The organism is Burkholderia sp. LA-2-3-30-S1-D2 (genome assembly GCF_001523915.2).
Classification (GTDB): domain Bacteria; phylum Pseudomonadota; class Gammaproteobacteria; order Burkholderiales; family Burkholderiaceae; genus Burkholderia; species Burkholderia diffusa.
This window is the reverse complement of the sequence record NZ_CP013383.1, coordinates 893603-911898: the sequence shown is the minus strand read 5'-3', so window position 1 is coordinate 911898 and position 18296 is coordinate 893603. Positions and strand designations below refer to the sequence as shown.

Genomic DNA, 18296 nt, shown 5'->3' with positions numbered 1-18296 from the left:
GGCGTGCTACTGCACCGATCGCGCGACCGGCCCCGGTGCGGCCTGCGCCGTTCCCGCCGGCCAGCCTCCCGCGAGCGCTTTGTACAGCACGACCGTCGACGCCGCGCTGCGCATCCGCCCGTCGGCCGCCGCGTCCTGCGCCTGCAGCAGCGTCCGCTGCGCGTCGAGCACTTCGTAATAGTCGATCGCGCCCGCCGAGAAGCGCGCCTGCGCAAGCTGCGCCGCGCGTGCGCTATCGTCCGCCGCCCGCACGAGGTGCGCGGTTTCGTCCCGCGTGCGGGCAACGCGCAGCAGCGCGTTCTCGGTTTCCTCCAGTGCGCCGAGCACGGTCTGCCGGTACTGCGCGAGCTGGCCGGCCGCCTCCGCGTCGCTCGCCGCGATCCGCGCGCGCACGCGGCCGACGTCGAGGAACGACCAGTCGACACCGAGCGCGATCAAGTTCGTGTCGCTGCCCGCACGGAAGAACCCGTAGCTGCTCGTCGCGCTGCCGAGCAGCCCCGACAGCGTAAAGCGCGGAAACAGGTCGGCCGTCGCGACGCCGACCCGCGCGGTCGCCGCGTGCAGCCGTGCCTCGGCAGCCGCGACATCGGGGCGCCTGCGCAGCAGGTCGCCCGGCGTGCCGGGATCGATGTCGGCGGCAAGCGCCGGCAGCGGCACCGGCGTGCCTTTCGATGCGTCGTCGTTCGGGATGTCGAACCGGCCGATCAGCGCATCCGGCGTCTGTCCGGTCAGCACCGCGAGCCGGTGCTCGTCGACGCCGATCGCCGATTCATACACGGCGATCCGCGACATCGTCGATTCGTACTGTGCGCGCGCACGCGCCGCATCGAGCTCGGAACCGCGCCCCGCGCCGACGCGCGCATTGATCAGCGCGAGCGTCTGCTTCTGGTTGTCGGCGTTCTCGCGTGCGATCCGCAACCGCTCCTGCGAGCCGCGCAGATCCACGTACGTGCTCGCGACCTCGCCCGCGATCACGACACGCACCGCGCGTACGTCGGCCGCGCTCGCGGCCGTTTCCGCGCGCTGCGACTCGATCGACCTGCGCACGCGTCCGAACAGGTCCAGTTCCCACGCCGCGTTGATCCCGACATTGGATATCGGCGTATCGCGCTGGCTGCGCGGTGCGCCGAACGCCTGGTCCTTGCTCATTAGTTGGTGGCCGATCTGGCCGCTCGCGGTAATCGTCGGATAGCGGTCGAACGTGGCATGCGACAGCAACGCGTTCGACGCGTCGTAGCGCGAGACGGCGACCTGCAGGTCGTGGTTCGCCGCGAGCGCCGAGTCGATCAGCTGCGTCAGCGCCGGATCGCCGAAACCGCCCCAGAACGTGGCATCGGCAGCAGCCGACGCGTCGGGCGACGTCGCGTCCTGCGTGGCCGGATGCGCGTCGCGTGCGAAGCGCGCGGCAGCCGCCGTGTCTGGCCGTTTGAAATCGGGGCCGACCGCGCACGCGGCGAGCGTCAACGACATCACGAGCGCGGAAAGACGGAAAGCGGCGCTCATCGGCTTTCTCCTTCGAGGGTGCCGTGCTGTTCGCTCCACACGGCCGGCGTGCCGCCCGCGAGCTTGCGGATCGCCACATAGAACACGGGCGTGAGGAACAGCCCGAACAACGTGACGCCGAGCATCCCCGCGAACACGGTGACGCCAGTGGCCGCTCGCACCTCGCTGCCCGCGCCGCTGCCGATCAACAGCGGCACCGCGCCCGCGATGAACGCGACCGACGTCATCACGATCGGCCGCAACCGCAGCCTGCACGCCTCGAGCGCGGCTTCGATCACGCCCTTGCCCTGGATTTCAAGCTCGCGGGCGAACTCGACGATCAGGATCGCGTTCTTGCACGCGAGGCCCATCAGCACGACGAGACCGACCTGCACGAACACGTTGTTGTCGCCGCCGGAAAGCCATACGCCGAACAGCGCCGCGCACATGCATACCGGCACGATCAGGATCACCGCGAGCGGCAGCGTCCAGCTCTCGTACAGCGACGCGAGCACCAGGAACACGAGCATCACCGCGAGCGGGAACACGACGATCGCCGCGTTGCTCTGCGTGACCTGCTGATAGCTGAGGTCGGTCCATTCGAGCGTGATGCCCGGCGGCAGCACGTCCTTCGCGATCTGCTGCAGCTTCGCGATCGCCTGCGACGACGACATCGCCTTCGGGTCCGCGTCGCCGATCAGGTCCGCAGCCGGATAGCCGTTGTAGCGGACGACCGGATCCGGCCCGTACGCGGGCACGACCGTCACCATCGAGCCGATCGGCACCATCTCGCCCTTCGCGTTGCGGGTGCGCAGATTCGCGATGTCGGCGGCCGTCTGCCGGTGACCGGCATCCGCTTGCGCCATCACGCGGTACACGCGGCCAAACAGGTTGAAGTCGTTCACGTACATCGAGCCGAGATAGACCTGCAGCGTGCTGAACAGGTCGGTCAGCGAGACGCCCTGCGCCTTCGCCTTCAACCGGTCGACCTTCATCTCGAGTTGCGGGATGTTCGCCTGGTACGAGCTGACCGGGTAGCTCATCCCCGGCGTCTTCGCGACTGCGGCCTGGAACGCGGTGAGCGCATTCTGCAAGGCGCCGTAGCCCAGCCCGCCGCGATCCTCCAGGTACAGCGAATAGCCCGAGCCGTTGCCGAGGCCCTGGATCGGCGGCGGCATCAGCGCATAGGTAATGCCGCCACCGATGGCCGAAAAGCGCGCGTTCAGGTCCGCGTTGATTTCCGCGGCGCTGCGGTGGCGCTGGTCGAACGGCTTCAGGATCACGTACGAGTTCGTGATGTTCGGCGTGTTCACGCCCTGCAACGCGTTCAGCCCGGCGAACGCCGGCACTATCTCGACACCGTCGGTGCCGAGCGCGACCTTCGTCATCTGCTCGGTCACCTCGCTGGTGCGCGCGAGCGATGCGCCTTCCGGCAACTTCGCGCCCGCGAACAGGTACAGCTTGTCCTGCACGGGGATGAAACCGCCCGGCACCGCGTTGAACAGCAGCGCGGTCGCCGCGAGCAGAACCGCATAGACGGCGAACACCACGCCGCGCCGCTTCAGCGCGCGACCGACGACGCCGTGATAGCGGTCGGAGCTGCGCTCGAAGAAGCGGTTGAACGGATGGAACAGCCAGCCGAATGCGCGGTCGAGCCCACGCGCGAGCGCATCCTTCGGCGTGCCGTGCGGGCGCAGCAGCTTCGCGGCGAGTGCGGGCGACAGCGTCAGCGAATTGATCGCGGAGATCACCGTCGAGATCGCGATCGTCACCGCGAACTGCCTGTAGAACTGGCCGGTCACGCCCGACATGAACGCCATCGGCACGACCACCGCGCACAGCACGAGCGCGATCGCGACGATCGGCCCCGACACCTCGCGCATCGCCTGATGCGCGGCGTCGCGCGGGCTCAGCCCCTGTGCGATGTTGCGCTCGACGTTCTCGACCACCACGATCGCATCGTCGACGACGATCCCGATCGCGAGCACGAGCCCGAACAGCGTCAGCGTGTTGATCGAATAGCCGAGCAGATAGAGCCACGCGAACGTGCCGACCACCGATACCGGCACCGCGACGAGCGGGATGATCGACGCGCGCCACGTCTGCAGGAACAGAACCACGACGAGCACGACCAGCACGACGGCCTCGATCAGCGTGTGCTGCACCGCGCCGATCGATTCACGCACGAACACGGTCGGATCCCACACCGGGCGATACGCGATGCCCGGCGGGAAACGCTTCGACAACTCATCGAACTTCGCATACACGGCCTTCGCGACCTCGAGCGCGTTCGCGCCCGGCGACAGGAAGATGCCGACCACGGCCGAATGCCGGTCGTTGAAATACGATCGCAGCGTGTAGTCGCCCGCGCCGAGCTCGACGCGCGCGACGTCGGATAGCTTCACGACCTGGCCGTCGTCGCCGTTGCGCAGCACGATGTCGCCGAATTCCTGCACCGTGCGCAGCCGGCCGCGCACATTGATCGACAGCAGGAAGTCGTTCTTCTTCGGCGTCGGCTCCGCACCCAGTTGGCCAGCCGATACCTGCACGTTCTGCTCGCGCACCGCGGCGATCACGTCGCTCGCGGTCAGCCCGCGCGATGCCAGCCGGTTCGGGTCGAGCCAGAGCCGCATCGCGTAGTCGCCGGAGCCGTACACGCCGACATCGCCGATGCCGGTCAGGCGCGACAGCTCGTCCTTCACGTTCAACGTCAGGTAGTTGCGCAGGTACAGCGAATCGCGGCTGTTGTCTGGCGAATAGAGGCTCACGTACATCAGCGGCGTCGGCGACTGCTTCTGCGTGGTCACGCCGTACTGGCGCACCTCGTCGGGCAGGCGCGACAGCGCCTGGCTCACGCGGTTCTGCACGCGCACGGCGGCCGTGTCGGGATCGACGCCCTGCAGGAAGGTGACGACGACCTGCAGGCTGCCATCCGAGCCCGCGACCGACTTCATGTACATGATCCCTTCGACGCCGTTGATCGCTTCCTCCAGCGGCTCGGCGACCGATTCGGCGATTTCCTTCGGGTTCGCGCCCGGGTACGTCGCACGCACCACGACGCTCGGCGGCACGACTTCCGGATATTCGCCGGCCGGCAGCATCGGGATCGAGATCAGGCCGAGCGCAAAGATGACGATCGACAGCACGACCGCGAAGATCGGCCGGTCAATGAAGAATCGGGAAAAATCCATCGCAGGGCTCCCGTTATTGCGCGACCGGCGCGCCGGCGTCGGCCGCGGCCTGCATGCCGCTGCCCGGCCCGGTGCCCGCGTCCGCATGCACGGCCAGCGCCTTCGGCTTCACCTGCGCACCTGGATAGTAGATCCGCTGCACGCCGTCGACGACCACGCGATCGCCTGGCTGCAGCCCCTTCTCGACGATCCGCTCGCCGTCCAGCACACGGCCGATCGTCACGTCGCGACGCAGCGCCTTGTCGCCGGCGCCGATCACGTATACGTACTTGCGATCCTGGTCGGTGAGCACCGCCTTGTCGTCGACAAGCAGCGCGTCCTGGTCACGGCCGCTGACGAGCTGTACCCGCGCATAGAGGCCCGGCGTGAACGTGTGGTCCGCGTTCGGCAGCCGCACGCGTGCACGGATCGTGCCGGTTTGCGGATCGAGCCGGTTGTCGAGGAAATCGACGGTGCCCGCGTGCGGGAAGCCCGTCTCGTTCGCCAGGCCCACGCGCACCGGGTCCGCGCCGATCGCCCGATGCTTCCGGTCGGCGCGCCGCGCGTTGTAGCGCAGGTAGCTCTGCTCGTCGCAGTCGAAATAGACGTAGACGGGGTCCTGCGACACGACCGTCGTCAGCAGCGTCTCGTCCGCGCGCGCGAGGTTGCCGGCGGTCGCGATCGCGCGGCCGACTCGCCCGGCGATCGGCGAACGCACTTCGGTGAAGCCGAGATTGAGCTTCGCGTCCGCGACGGCCGCGTCGGCCGCCCGCAGGTCGGCGCGCGCCTGCTCCGCGGTCGAGCGCGCGTTGTCGAGTTCCTCCTGGGAGGTTGCATGCGCATCGATCAGCGTCCGCACGCGCTTGAGCTGTACATCGGCGAGGCTCGCGGCCGCGCGCGCCCGCTGCTGCTGCGCGTTCGCACGGTCGAGCGCGATCCGGTACGGGCGTGGATCGATCTCGAACAGCACCGCGCCCTGCGCGACGAGGTCGCCCTCCTTGTACGCGATGCGCTGCAGGTAGCCGCTCACGCGCGGTCGCAACTCGACCGCGTCGACCGCTTCGACGCGTCCGTTGAATTCGTCCGCGAGGCGGACCGTGCGCGGCGCGACGGTCGTCACGCCGACTTCGGGCAGAGGATGGACCGACGATTCGCCTTTGCCGTCATGACAGCCCGACAACGTCAGCAGCAATGCGCAGGCGGCGCTCAAAGGCGACGTCCTGCCTGGGGATATGAAGAGCATGATGCCTCGCGACGGGTTAAACTGCCGCGTAGCATAAAAGTTGAAGTTAACTTCAAGTCAAGCTTTCCCGGAGGGCGTCATGGGTATCGACGAAACCACGCAATGGCCGCTGATGTCGATCCGCGAAGTAGCCGCGCGCAGCGGCGTGCCGGCGTCGACGCTGCGCTTCTACGAGAAGCGCGGGCTTATCAAGTCGCACCGCAACGGCTCGAGCCATCGTCACTATTCGCGTGCGGTGCTGCGGCTGATCGCGTTCATCGTGTTCGCGCAGAAGATCGGCTATTCGCTCGACGAGATCGCCGAGCAACTCGTGAGCCTGCCGGAAGACACCGCGCCGACGAACAAGGACTGGCAGCGGCTGTCGCGCGGCTGGAAGCAGCGCGTCGCGAACCGGATCGAGGAGTTGCAGCGGCTCTACATCAACCTCGACGAATGCATCGGCTGCGGCTGCCTGTCGCTGAAGCGCTGCAAGCTGACGAACCCGGAAGACCGCGCGGGCCGCAACGGGCCTGGCGCGCGGCGCTGGCTCGGCGATACGCCGCCGGATCTCGACTGATGCGCGCGGCCGGCACCACATTGCCCCCTCACCTCAACCGACACGCCAACCGTTCACCGCGATCGTCGCGCCGGTGACGAACGACGCACGCGGCCCGGCGAGCCACGCGGCGGCGTCCGCGATGTTGTCCGGATGGCCAGCGCGGCCGGCCGGCGTCTGCTCGCGGATGGTCGCCGCGATGGCCGGCGCGACGCCACCGTCGCCGAAGAAGCGCGTCTCGGCGATGTAACCGGGCGCAACCGTATTGACCGTTGCACCGCGCGGCCCGAGTTCGCGCGCGTGCGCGACGGTGAACCCTTCGACGCCGGCCTTCGCCGCCGCGTACTCGTGACGGCGAGCGCGCAGGCGGGCTTCGCGCTGCGCGTGGTCCAGCAGCCGCGCCAGATGCAGACGACGGCCGGGCTGGTCGCGGGCGGCATCGGCGTCGCGCTGATGCCGCGCCTGTTCGCGCCGATGCAGCCGCAAGATATTACGTTATGCGAACTGACTGGCACGTGCAGCCCGCTCGCGTATGAGCTGGCGATCGCGTACCGCACGCCGCCGTCCGCTCGTCGATGCGCTGCGCGAAAGCGCGCAATGCGGTGCACGAACTGGGGCTGATTGCGGCGACGTGACCGCGCGCGTCGCGCGCGCGGCGCTCAATCGCCGAGGATGTTGAGCGCGACCGCGAGCACGGCCTGCCTGAATTCGTACTGCCGCGTGGGCAGCGACGTGAACTCCCGCATCATGTGGCTGTACGACACGGTCATGCCGATCGCGCTCGCGATCATGAAGAACAGCACGTTCGGGTCCGCCGCCCGAATCTCGCCGGCCTCCACCGCTTCTGCCAGCAGCGGGAACATCACCTCGTGGTACGGGCGCACGAGCCGCTCCTGCAGCCGGTCGAGCCGCGCGCCCTCCTCGGTCGCCGCCGTCGAGAAGAACATGCCCATGTCGGGCTCGTCGAATTCGTGATCGACGCACAGCTCGAGCGCGCGCCGTACGCGCTCGCGATGCGGCAGCGACGACGTGCGCAATGCACGCAGCGCGTCGAACATCGGTTGGGCCAGCTCGACGATCTGCTCGACGACCGCCAGCCACAACGTTTCCTTCGTGCCGAAGTGATGGGCGATCAACGCCGCGTCGATGCCCAGCTCGCGCGCGACTTCGCGCACGCTCGTCGCGTCGTAGCCGCGCTTCGCAAACGTGCGGCGCGCGGCGCGCAGTATCACGTCCGGACCGACGGATGCGTCCGCCAGCGGCCGCCCGCGCGTACGCCGCTTCGACGGCGCGCGCTCAGTGACTTCAGCCACGTTTTCCTGCTCCCCTTGAATGGTTCGAATGCCCGCGTTCGGGCCCGGTTTCATTTCCCCGGCATTGGACGGCCGCCCCGCTCCGTTGACACGCGAAGCCGGGAAGCGCTAGGATCATACCTTATTCATCACGTGATGATTTATCCATGACAACCCCTACACGCATCGTCATCGTCGGCGGCGGAATCGCCGGGCTGCAGCTCGCGACCCGTCTGGGCGAGCGCCTCGGCCGGTCCGGGCGGGCGCAGGTCACGGTTGTCGACCGCAGTCCGACGCACATCTGGAAGCCGATGCTGCACACGATCGCGGCCGGTACGCGCGACGTCCAGCAGCAGCAGGTGATCTTTCTCGCCCATGCACGCGACCACGGCTACACGTACCAGCCCGGCGAACTGAAGGGGCTCGATCGCGCACGCCGCCGTGTGCAGCTCGGCGAGATCCGCTCGCAGGACGGCGAACTCGTGCTCGAGGCACGCGAACTCGAATACGACGTGCTGATCCTCGCGCTCGGCAGCCAGGCCAACGATTTCGGCGTACCGGGCGTGCGCGAGCACTGCTACTTCATCGACAGCCAGCAGCAGGCCGAGACCTTCAACGAAGCGTTGCGGATGCGCGTCTTTCGCAGCATCGCGCGCGACGAGCCGTTCCGCGTCGCGATCGTCGGCGCGGGCGCGACCGGCGTGGAACTCGCGGCGGAGCTGAGCCGCCTGCTGGAAGTGGCGCAGGCGTATGGCGACGCGACGGTGCGCGAGCGGCTGCAGCTCACGCTGCTTGAAAGCGGCCCGCGCATCCTCGCCGCGTTTCCGCCGAGGATTTCCGCGTCGGCGCAGCGGCGGCTCGAACAGATCGGCTTTCACGTGCTGACGTCGACCCGCGTCACGTCTGCCGACGCGAACGGCTTCCACTACGGCGACGGTTCGTTCGCCGAAGCGGACCTGATGGTCTGGGCGGCCGGCGTGAAGGCGCCCGATTTCATGCAGGCGCTCGACGGGCTCGATACGAACCGCGCGAACCAGATCGTCGTCGGGCCGACGCTGCAGGCCACGGGCGACGAGCACGTGTTCGCGATCGGCGATTGCGCAAGCCTCTTGCCCGACGGCCATGAACGGCCGCTGCCGCCGACCGCGCAGGTCGCGACGCAGCAGGCCGAGCATCTCGCGAAGCACCTGCCCGCCTGGCTCGACGGCACGCCGATTCCACCGTTCGCGTTCCACGATTTCGGCGCGCTCGTGTCGATCAGCGACTACGACGCGTTCGGCACGCTCGGGCAGTTCGGGTTCTTTCGCGGCGGCTTCATCCAGGGGCGCTTCGCGCAGTTCAGCCACCTGATGCTCTACCGGCGGCACCAGCAGGCGCTGCACGGCTTCTCCAAGGCGACCCTGCTGTGGATCGCCGAACGGATCAACGGCTGCGCGCAGCCGCGCATCCGCCTGTCGTGATGCCGCGTATGGCGGTGTCGCGCAACGTTTCGAGGAAAACTGACATGAACAACCGTTTAGCGCCCTGGCTCGTGACCGTCGCCGCGATCGGCAGCTTCGACATGCCGTCCGTCTCGTGGGGCGTGCCGCGGCGGCGCAGCGTCACGCGCGACCGGCTGCCGTCGTGGGACGCGACGAGCAAGCCGACGATCAGCGTGCTCGAGCGGCCCACGGCCGACACCGTGATGATTTCGTGGCGCGACGCATGCACCGGGCACTACGGTTATCAGAAGTGGCGGCTGTTCACCACGCGCAAGCGCGGCGTGTGCGCGCTGTCGGGGCAGCCGATCGAGATCGGCGACAGCGTCTATGCGCCGCAACTGCTCGGCTCGGCGCCGGGCAACGCCGCCGCGATGGTGCTGGCGGCGTGCATCGACGCGGCCCGCCCCGCCGAAGCGGCCTGAAGACCGGGCATTCGACCCGGGATTGCGCTTCAGGCAGCGGTGACGCGATCCGCGTCGCGGACCGCCTCGTTCATCCGTGCTTCGGCTTCCGCATCCAGTCGTGCCGCATTCGCGTCGGCTTCCGCTTCCGACATCAGCTCACCTTCCCACTTCGCGACCACGGCGCTCGCGATCGAGTTGCCCACCGCGTTCGTGGCCGAGCGGCCCATGTCGAGGAACGTGTCGACACCGAGGATCAGCAGCAGCCCGGCTTCCGGAATGTCGAACTGGTGCAACGTCGCCGCGATCACGACGAGCGACGCGCGCGGCACGCCGGCCATCCCCTTCGACGTCAGCATCAGTACGAGCAGCATCGTGATCTTCGTGCCGAGCGACAGGTGGATGTTGTACGCCTGCGCGATGAACAGCGACGCGAACGTGCAGTACATCATCGAACCGTCCAGGTTGAACGAATACCCCATCGGCATCACGAAGCTCGAGATCTTGCGGCGCACGCCGAAACGGTCGAGCGCGTCGAGGATCTTCGGATACGCGGCCTCGGAGCTGGCCGTCGCGAACGACAGCATGAACGCTTCCTTGATCAACACCAGCAGCTTGAATACGCGACGGCCGAGGAACAGCAGGCCAGCGATCACGAGTGTGCTCCACAGCAGGAACAGGCTCACGTAGAAGTCGCCCATGAACACCGCGAACTTCAGCAGGATCGACAGCCCGTTGATCGCGACGGTCGACGCCATCGCCGCCAGCACCGCGAGCGGCGCGAGCTTCATCACGTAGCCGGTGATCTTCAGCATCACGTGCGCGAGCTGGTCGATCGCGGCGACGAGGATCTTGCCGCGCTCGCCGAGCGCCGCGAGCGCAACGCCGAAGAACATCGAGAACACGACGATCTGCAGGATCTCGTTGTTCGCCATCGCCTCGGCGATCGACTTCGGCACCATGTGACTGACGAAATCCTTCAGCGTGAACTTCGACGTCGCGAGATGCGCGGACGCGCCAATGTCCGGCAGCGGCAGGCCGAGGTTCTCGCCGGGCCGCAGCAGGTTCGCCATCAGCAGGCCCAGCAGCAGCGAGATCAGCGACGCGGTGACGAACCAGCCGAACGCCTTCACGAACACGCGCCCGACCGACGATGCGTCGCCCATGTGCGCGATGCCGACGACGAGCGTCGAGAACACCAGCGGGCCGATCACCATCTTGATCAGCCGCAGGAACACGTCGGACACGAGCGAGATGTAGCCGGCGATCTCGGTCGCCGACTGCTTGTCCGGAAACTGCGTATAGATCATGTAGCCGATGAAGATGCCGGCCGCCATCGCGAGCAGGATCCAGCCTGCCGCAGACATTCGTTTGTTCATAACGGAGCTCGACGCACGGTACGGGAGTGGGAGTAAAAGGCGCGCGCCGGTGCCGTGCCACGATGCGCGCCGCGGGCCGGTCGGACCCGGCATGCCGGGCACCTGCCACGCTCGATCCCGTGGAAGTCCGCGAACGGACGCGCTGTTCGCCGTGCCGGCGTTCGCCCGATCGCGAACGCCGGTTGCAGCCCTTCAGCGCGGCGCGACCGCGATCAGGTCAGTACCCGATCGCCGAACCGGCCGGACGGCGCGGGTCGTTGACGCCGTAAATGTAGCCGACCCGCACGTTGCCGGACACCGACGAATCGTTGCCCGAACTCTGATGGCTCACCGCCTCTGTGCCGGGCAGGCCGACCAGGATCAGTTCCGCGGCGCCCCACGGCGTCTGCTCGACCATCTTGTAGCCCATGTTGCGCAGGATCGCGAGCGTGTCCGGCGAGAGGCCGCGGGTCTCGTAATAGACCTCGTCCGGCAGCCATTGATGATGGACGCGCGGCGCACCAACCGCATCCTGCGGCGTCATCCCGTAGTCGATCACGTTCAGCACGGTCTGCAGCGTGATCGTGATGATCCGCGAGCCGCCCGGCGAGCCGACCACCATGAAGACCTTGCCGTCCTTCTTCACGATCGTCGGCGCCATCGACGACAGCGGGCGCTTGCCGGGCGCGATCGAGTTGCGCGTGCCCTGCACGAGGCCGAACAGGTTCTGCGCGCCGACCTTCACGGTGAAGTCGTCCATCTCGTCGTTCAGGAAGAAGCCCGTGCCCGGTGCGATCACCACGGCGCCGAAGCGGCCGTTGACCGTGTAGGTCGTGGACACCGCGTTGCCGTCGCGGTCGATGATCGAATAATGCGTCGTCTCCGGCTTCTCGTGCACGCCAACGCCCGGCTGCACGTCGACCGAAGCCGTCGCCATGTCGCCGCTGATCTGCTTGCGGATCTCGGCCGCATATTGCTTGCTCGTCAGCTTCGCGACCGGATTGTCGATGAAGTTCGGGTCGCCGAGCAGCGTGTTGCGGTCTTCGTACGCATGACGCATCGCCTCGGTCATGAAATGGACCACCGACGCAGACTGGTAACCCATCTTCCGCAGGTCATAGCCTTCGAGCACGTTCAGCGTCTCGCACATCGTCACGCCGCCCGAGCTCGGCGGCGGCGCCGACACGAACTCGTAGCCGCGATACGTGCAGGTCAGCGGCGTGACGTCCTGCGCGCGATACGACGCGAAATCGGCTGCCGTGATCACGCCGCCGCCGCGCTTCGACGCCGCTTCGACGATCTTCGGGATCTCGCCGTGGTAGAACGCTTCGGGGCCCTGCTCCGCGATACGCTCGAGCGTGCGCGCCAGGTCCTTCTGCACCAGACGGTCGCCCGGCTGCAGCGGCGAGCCGTCCGGACGCAGGAAGATGCGCGCGGCTTCCGGATCCTTCCTGAAGCGCTCGATCGTCGTATCGAGGATGTCCGTATCGCCGCGCGTCAGTACGAAGCCGTCGCGCGCGAGCCGGATCGCCGGCTCCATCACCTGCCTGCGCGTCAGCTTGCCGTACTTGCGCTGCGCGAGGTCGAGGCCCGCGACCGTGCCCGGCACGCCGACCGCGCGATAGCCGTACAGGCTGTCGCCCGGAATCACGTCGCCCTTCGCATCGAGATACATGTTCGCCGATGCCGCGGCCGGCGCCGTCTCGCGGAAGTTGATGAAGCGGTCGCGGCCGTCGGCCAGATGCAGCGTCATGAAGCCGCCGCCGCCGATGTTGCCGCAGCACGGATTGGTCACCGCTTGCGCGTAGCCGACTGCCACGGCGGCGTCCACCGCGTTGCCGCCCGCCTTCAGGATGTCGACGCCGATCTGCGACGCGAAGTGCTGCGACGACACGACCATGCCGTTCTTCGCTTCCACCGCGGGTTCCGACGCGGCGAGCGCGCATGCGCTCATCGCCGACAACAGGGTGAGTACTACGAGCCGCCTCATGACGGGATCCTCCAGACGAGTAACCGGGCCATGCCGGGATGCGTGACTGGCCCGGAGGCTGGTCGGCGCTGTTGATCCGGAATGTAACAAACGATACATTCCGGTGAGGCCGCGATCATAGCATCGGCATTTCTCTGTCAAAACCTAGGGTTATCACTGAATTTTTCGCGAAATTCGACGCTTAGGCCGGCCACCGAATGTTCGTTTCATTACATATATGAATGGTCGACGCGCAGTGCGATGCGTCCCCCTAACCTTCGATCGCATGCGTGTCGCGCGGTGTCGATGGGCTAACATGCGTGGAGTTGCCGGCAGACGCACGTCTGCCGTTTGTCATTCAGCCAATAGAAGGTCGGGGTGCCCGATGGGGACAAGCATCAGGGCGTTGCTGCTATCGCAGATGGATAGCTTCACGCCGTCGGAACAGAAAGTCGCGCATGCACTGCTGGATCGCTATCCGAGCCTCGGGCTCGGGCCGATCGCGAGCTTCGCGAAGCAAGCCGAAGTGAGCGACCCGACCGTGTTTCGCTTCGTCGTGCGGATCGGCTTTCCGAACTACTCGTCGTTCCAGCAGGCGCTGTACGACGAGATCGACACCGCGATGAATTCGCCGCTCGCGCGAATGGATGCGTTCCACTCGGAATCCGGAATGCGCGACAGCCATGCGGCGATCTTTCAGCGGCTCTCGCAAGCGCTCGCCACGACGATCGACGGGCTCGACGCGGCGGCATTCGACGACACGGTGGCGTTGCTGGCCGATCCCGATATCCGCGTTTTGTGCGGCGGCGGCCGCTATACGGCGCCGCTCGCGTCGCTGTTTTCGTTCACGCTCGCCTATGCGCGCCCGCACGTGCAGTACGTCGAGCCGAACGTGAATCTCGCATCGGTGTCGCTGGCCGATATGGGACCAGGCGACGTGCTCGTCATTTTCGATTTTCGCCGCTATCAGAAGGACAGCCTCCGGTTTGCGCAGGCCGCACACCAGCTCGGCGTGCGCGTGCTGCTGATCACCGACGAATGGCGCTCGCCGATCAGCGCGTTCGCCGAGATCGTGCTGCGGATCCAGGGGCGGCCGTTCGCGATGCTGCAGACGAACGTGCCCGCGCTCGCACTCGCCGAGGCGCTCGTGATCGGCGTGACGAACCGGCTTCCTGAACTCGCGCGGCAGCGTATGGAGAAGATCGAAGGGTTGAGTACGGGTGGGGTCGAACGGGAGGCGAATCAGTGGGATTTGCCGGAGTGATGGTTGGGGCCGTGTTCGGACGTTGCGAGCTTTGCCGACACGCCTGCGCCCGGCGCCGCCACCCGCCCTCCCCATCCTGCTTCCGGTTCGCCTCGTCCGTGATCGTAACGTTGCACGCACTGATGACGCGCTTCGCGGTCGCGCTGCTGATATCGCTCTCGCTCACGTAGAGCGGCTGGCCGCCACCGGTATTCTTCCCGCTCGTTGAGCCATGCGTTGCATAGTTGTTCCCGCCATCGCCTACACCGCCGCCCGCACCAACAGGTCGTTGAATTGCTGTCAGGCCGGACGTATTTTCCCCTTGGCTGTTCGGCAGCGAATACGCGGACGCTCGCGCCTGAGCGATTCGCTCAGGCGCATCGTAAGAAGCAGCAGTTGCTGGCCTCGATGTCTGGCGCTCGGTCAAATCAAAGCCAGGGCTGCCTTACCCATCGACGGATCTCAACTCTCCACATCCTCGAGACTGAACACCTCGGTCTTGTCGTTGTACGAGAAGACTTCGCCGTAACGGCCCCAGTCGATCACCGCGTCGAGCGTTTCCTCCGCCGCGTCATCCGACAGGAAATCCTCCAGCTCCTGCTCGAAACGCACGCGCGGCGCGCGATGGCCGGGGCGCTCGTTCAACACCTTCTTGATCCGCGCGGCGAGCGGCACGTGCTTCAGCAGGTGATCCGCGAACATCAGCTTGCGCTCCTGCGTGCCGAATTCCGCGAACACGCGCGCGGGCGGCGTCAGGAACACGTCGCCTTCGCGCACGTCCGCAAAACCGAGGTACTGCAGCACTTCGGCGATCGGAAACAGTTCGTCCACTTCCAGATGCAGCGTGCGTGCGATTTCGGGCATGTCGGCGCGACCGTGATACGGCGCCATCGCGAGCGTCTCGATCAGGCCGGCCATCAGGTTGGTGGACACGCGCGGCATCCAGCTGCCGAGCTCGAGCCCCTTCTTCGTCGCCTCGCCGGTCTGGCGCGCGGTCATCTTCGCGTAGATGTCGTCGACGAGCTTGCGGAAATCGGGATCCAGCCGGTTGCGCGGATGCTTGAACGGCACCTTGATCTCGGCGATCACACGACCCGGGTTCGACGACAGCACGAGAATCCGGTCGCACATGAACACCGCTTCCTCGATGTTGTGCGTGACGATCAGCACCGACTTGATCGGCATCCGGCCTTGCGTCCACAGGTCGAGCAGGTCGGTACGCAGCGTTTCGGCCGTCAGCACGTCGAGTGCCGAGAACGGCTCGTCCATCAGCAGGATCGTCGGGTCGACCACGAGCGCGCGCGCGAAGCCCACGCGCTGACGCATGCCGCCCGACAGCTCACGCGGGTAGGCGTTCTCGAAGCCGTCGAGACCGATCAGGTCGATCGCGGCGAGCGCGCGTTCGCGCCGCTCGCGTGCGCCGACGCCGAGCGCTTCCAGCCCGGCTTCCACGTTCTGCAGCACGGTGAGCCACGGAAACAGCGCGAAGGTCTGGAACACCATCGCGACGCCTTCGGCCGGGCCGGTCAGCGGCTTGCCGAGATAGGTCACTTCACCGCCGGTCGGCTCGATCAGCCCCGCGATGATCCGCAGCAGCGTGGACTTGCCCGAGCCCGAACGGCCGAGCAGCCCGACGATCTCGCCTTCGCGCAGCGACAGGTTCGCGTCGTCGAGCACGAGCAGTTCGCCCTGCGTCTTGTTGAAGCCGCGGCAGACGTGATCCACGCGCAGGATTTCCTCACCGAGGCGCGGCGGCTGAAGCGGCTGGGACGTCTGGGCCGGGGCGTTGATTACGGTCGAATTTTGCATCGCGCTTACTCTCAATCGAGACGGAGCCGGGATTCCGCATAGGCGTACATCGGACGCCACAGCAGGCGGTTGAACAGGGTAACGAACAGGGACATCACCGCGATGCCCAGGATGATCTTCGGGAAGTCGCCGGCGGCGGTCGTCTGTGCGATATACGAGCCGAGGCCGTGCGCGACGACCTTCGTGTCGCCCCACTGCACGAACTCGGACACGATGCTCGCGTTCCACGCGCCGCCCGATGCGGTGATCGCGCCGGTCACGTAATACGGGAAGATGCCGGGCAGGATCGCCTGGCGCCACCACTGCCAGCCGCGGATGCGGAAATTCTTCGTCGCTTCCTTGTAGTCGTTCGGATAGGACATCGCGCCGGCGATCACGTTGAACAGGATGTACCACTGCGTGCCGAGCACGATCAGCGGCGACAGCCAGATGTCCGCGTTCAGATGGAAGTGGACGATCACGATCACGAACACCGGAAACAGCAGGTTCGCCGGAAACGCGGCAAGGAATTGCGCGAGCGGCTGGATCTTCTCGGCCAGCGCGGGGCGCAGCCCGATCAGCACGCCGAGCGGCACCCAGATCACCGAAGCGATCGCGATCAGCACGATCACGCGCAGCAGCGTGATCAGCCCGAGCATCAGCACGTGGCCGACCTCGCTCATCGTCACGCCGGTCGCGACGAAGCTGACGACGCGCCACGCGACGTACGCGGTCAGCACGATCACGAATGCGCCCCACACGATGTCGCCGATGCGCGACGGGCGATGGCTCGCTGCGCCACGCGCGCCGATACCGCCGAACGACGGCACGCGCAGCGGAATCCGCGCGGCCTGCGACAGCAGCCAGCCGGCCGGCACGAGCAACTGATGAATCAGGTGCGTGCGGCGCATCATGTCGAGCAGCCAGGATTGCGGCGCGTCGCCCGACGCGGTGTTCTCCATCCGGAACTTGTCGGCCCATGCGACGAGCGGGCGGAACAGGAACTGGTCATAGGCCAGGATCACGACCGACATCGCAACGATTACCCAGCCGACCGCGCCGATGTTCTTGTCCGAGATGGCTTGCGCGAGGTATGCGCCGATCCCGGGCAGCGTGATGGTCTGGTTGCCGACGGTGATCGCCTCCGACGCCACGACGAAGAACCAGCCGCCCGACATCGACATCATCATGTTCCAGATCAGCCCCGGCATCGAGAACGGCACCTCGAGCTTCCAGAAGCGCTGCCACGACGTCAGGTGGAAGCCGCGCGACACTTCGCTCAGGTCGCGCGGCACCGTGCGCAGCGACTGGTAGAAGCTGAACGTCATGTTCCACGCCTGGCTCGTGAAGATCGCGAAGATCGCCGCGAGCTCGGCCCCGAGCACGCGGCCCGGGAACAGCGCGAGGAAGAACGTCACCGTAAACGAGATATAGCCGAGCACCGGCACCGACTGCAGGATGTCGAGGATCGGGATCAGCACCATGCCGGCGCGGCGGCTTTTCGCGGCGAGCGTGCCGTAGACCAGCGTGAACGCGAGCGACGCGATCATCGCGGCGAGCATCCGCAGCGTGGTGCGCAACGCGTATTCGGGCAGGTTCGACGGATCGAGCGAGATCTTCTGCGTCTGCAGGGTCGCGATCGGCGCCATCGTCTCGTGAAAGCCGACGATCGCCATCGCGAGTATGCCGATCATCAGCGGAAACGCGACCGCATCCCAGCGGTTGGGAAGCACGCGCCACGCGGACGCGTTGGCGGTGCGATTCGGATCGAAGAAGCGGATATCCATCGGTAGCGTCTTGGTCGAATTGAAAATCGATGGGACCGGCCGCGTGCCGCGCGGCCGGGTATGGCATCGGCCGGTGCGGCTCAGAACAGCTTGTGGAGCGCCCAGTACAGTGCCGCCGACTGCGCGACGAAGAGCAGCACGATCGGCAGGACCGAACTTTCCTTGACCAGACCGGGATCCGCGCTCGGGTGAACGCCGACGTGGACGATGCCGCAGGCAACGATCGGAAAGAACGACGCGAGACTGATGGTGCGCGTGCTCCGACCGCCCGCACCGCTGGTTTCCGTTGCCGCGGGATTCGGCATGAGGGGCTCCGGATAGATGATTCGGTGTCGCAGGCTATCGGGCGAACATGACGCAAACGTGACGTGTCACTTACAGGACATTGACGGGCCATCCATCAGCGCTCCATCAGCGATCAGCAAGCATCGAACGCCCGCGTCAGGCCTCGCAAAGAAGCGGGAATAAATCCGTCGCCGCATCGGTATGGAATGCGAAGGCGCCGGCAAACTCCAGGACGATCCGGCCGTCCGGTTCCGTCATACGA

13 protein-coding genes and 2 pseudogenes are annotated in these 18296 nt (G+C 66.8%); 5 read left to right on the top strand and 10 right to left on the bottom strand.

Annotated features, from left to right (window positions below; translation table 11 throughout):
• Nucleotides 1-6 precede the first annotated feature (6 nt).
• The 3 genes from WS66_RS04265 to WS66_RS04255 are packed head-to-tail and all read right to left on the bottom strand — an operon-like array spanning nt 7 to nt 5895.
• On the bottom strand, nt 7-1503 hold the full coding sequence (locus tag WS66_RS04265) for an efflux transporter outer membrane subunit (RefSeq protein ID WP_059608492.1): 1497 nt from the start codon (nt 1501-1503) through the stop codon (nt 7-9).
• Nucleotides 1500-4673 carry an efflux RND transporter permease subunit gene (locus WS66_RS04260; protein WP_059608504.1) on the bottom strand — a complete coding sequence of 1058 codons (3174 nt, stop codon included), beginning with the start codon at nt 4671-4673 and terminating at the stop codon, nt 1500-1502. The genes WS66_RS04265 and WS66_RS04260 overlap by 4 nt, the downstream gene beginning before the upstream one ends.
• A 13-nt stretch (nt 4674-4686) precedes the next feature.
• On the bottom strand, nt 4687-5895 hold the full coding sequence (locus WS66_RS04255) for an efflux RND transporter periplasmic adaptor subunit (RefSeq protein WP_059608493.1): 1209 nt from the start codon (nt 5893-5895) through the stop codon (nt 4687-4689).
• A 79-nt stretch (nt 5896-5974) separates the two neighbouring features.
• Here WS66_RS04255 and soxR point away from each other — a divergent pair, with 79 nt between their 5' ends.
• Nucleotides 5975-6451, top strand: a complete 477-nt coding sequence (gene soxR, locus WS66_RS04250; protein WP_059608494.1) for a redox-sensitive transcriptional activator SoxR — start codon at nt 5975-5977, stop codon at nt 6449-6451.
• A gap of 33 nt (nt 6452-6484) precedes the next feature.
• Here the strand turns inward: soxR and WS66_RS04245 are convergent.
• Nucleotides 6485-6775: pseudogene (locus WS66_RS04245) on the bottom strand (SDR family oxidoreductase); the annotation flags it as partial.
• A gap of 3 nt (nt 6776-6778) precedes the next feature.
• Between WS66_RS04245 and WS66_RS34300 the strand changes: the two are divergent.
• A pseudogene (locus WS66_RS34300) lies at nt 6779-7065 on the top strand (LysR substrate-binding domain-containing protein); the annotation flags it as partial.
• Nucleotides 7066-7089: 24 nt separating this feature from the next.
• On the opposite strand, the gene WS66_RS04235 reads toward WS66_RS34300, so the two are convergent.
• A complete protein-coding gene (locus WS66_RS04235) occupies nt 7090-7743 on the bottom strand; it encodes a TetR/AcrR family transcriptional regulator (RefSeq protein WP_059608495.1) in 654 nt (217 codons plus the stop codon).
• Between the two features lie 146 nt (nt 7744-7889).
• Between WS66_RS04235 and WS66_RS04230 the strand changes: the two genes are divergently transcribed.
• Together WS66_RS04230 and WS66_RS04225 are read left to right on the top strand one after the other, a co-directional pair.
• Entirely contained in the window at nt 7890-9182 is a 1293-nt protein-coding gene (locus WS66_RS04230; protein ID WP_059608496.1) for an NAD(P)/FAD-dependent oxidoreductase, read from the top strand.
• 44 nt (nt 9183-9226) lie between these two features.
• Entirely contained in the window at nt 9227-9625 is a 399-nt protein-coding gene (locus WS66_RS04225) for a DUF3331 domain-containing protein (RefSeq protein WP_059608497.1), read from the top strand.
• Between the two features lie 29 nt (nt 9626-9654).
• Here WS66_RS04225 and WS66_RS04220 read toward each other — a convergent pair whose 3' ends face one another.
• Nucleotides 9655-10983, bottom strand: coding sequence for a dicarboxylate/amino acid:cation symporter (locus WS66_RS04220; RefSeq protein ID WP_059608498.1), 1329 nt, complete (start codon nt 10981-10983; stop codon nt 9655-9657).
• Between the two features lie 217 nt (nt 10984-11200).
• Nucleotides 11201-12952 (bottom strand): gamma-glutamyltransferase, encoded by a 1752-nt coding sequence (gene ggt, locus WS66_RS04215; protein ID WP_059608499.1) that lies wholly within the window; start codon nt 12950-12952, stop codon nt 11201-11203.
• A gap of 364 nt (nt 12953-13316) precedes the next feature.
• Here ggt and WS66_RS04210 point away from each other — a divergent pair, with 364 nt between their 5' ends.
• Complete coding sequence (locus tag WS66_RS04210; RefSeq protein ID WP_059608500.1) at nt 13317-14195, top strand: MurR/RpiR family transcriptional regulator; 879 nt, start codon at nt 13317-13319, stop codon at nt 14193-14195.
• Nucleotides 14196-14636: 441 nt separating this feature from the next.
• On the opposite strand, the gene WS66_RS04200 is transcribed toward WS66_RS04210, so the two are convergent.
• The 3 genes from WS66_RS04200 to WS66_RS04190 form a co-directional block, all read right to left on the bottom strand.
• Nucleotides 14637-15983: an ABC transporter ATP-binding protein gene (locus WS66_RS04200; protein WP_108064614.1), complete on the bottom strand. Its 1347-nt coding sequence runs from the start codon at nt 15981-15983 to the stop codon at nt 14637-14639.
• A gap of 11 nt (nt 15984-15994) precedes the next feature.
• Nucleotides 15995-17749: an ABC transporter permease gene (locus tag WS66_RS04195; protein ID WP_059599232.1), complete on the bottom strand. Its 1755-nt coding sequence runs from the start codon at nt 17747-17749 to the stop codon at nt 15995-15997.
• Between the two features lie 80 nt (nt 17750-17829).
• The gene (locus tag WS66_RS04190) at nt 17830-18054 is read right to left on the bottom strand and encodes a hypothetical protein (RefSeq protein WP_059599231.1); all 225 of its coding nucleotides are present in this window, start codon (nt 18052-18054) and stop codon (nt 17830-17832) included.
• Between the last annotated feature and the right edge of the window lie 242 nt (nt 18055-18296).